1 protein-coding gene is annotated in these 273 nt (G+C 65.2%); it reads right to left on the bottom strand.

Going from position 1 to position 273, the window contains the following annotated elements:
* Positions 1-273 (bottom strand): molybdopterin-dependent oxidoreductase (locus R0J88_RS20165; RefSeq protein ID WP_410900900.1); only part of this gene is annotated, 273 nt, incomplete at both ends.

The raw sequence follows: 273 nt of genomic DNA, 5'->3' as shown, positions 1-273 counted from the left end.
AGGCCAGCAAGCCATTGAAGAGGCGCGCATCGCTGCCGGGGCGAATGCCCAGATACAGGTCCGCGATCTGGCAGCTGTCGGTCAGCCGCGGGTCGATCACCACGATACGCAGCAGCGGATTGTCGATACGCGCCTGCTTGAGGCGCTGGAACAGCACCGGGTGATTCCAGGCCAGATTGCTGCCGACCAGCACCACCAGCTCGGCACGCTCGAGATCCTCATAGCTGCAAGGCACGGCGTCTGCCCCGAAGGCACGCTTGTGCGCCACGACCG

Source organism: Pseudoalteromonas sp. SIMBA_162, from assembly GCF_046535955.1.
GTDB classification, from domain to species: Bacteria; Pseudomonadota; Gammaproteobacteria; order Enterobacterales; family Alteromonadaceae; genus Pseudoalteromonas; species Pseudoalteromonas marina.
Note: the sequence above shows the minus strand (reverse complement) of the source record. Positions and strands in the feature narration are given on the sequence as shown.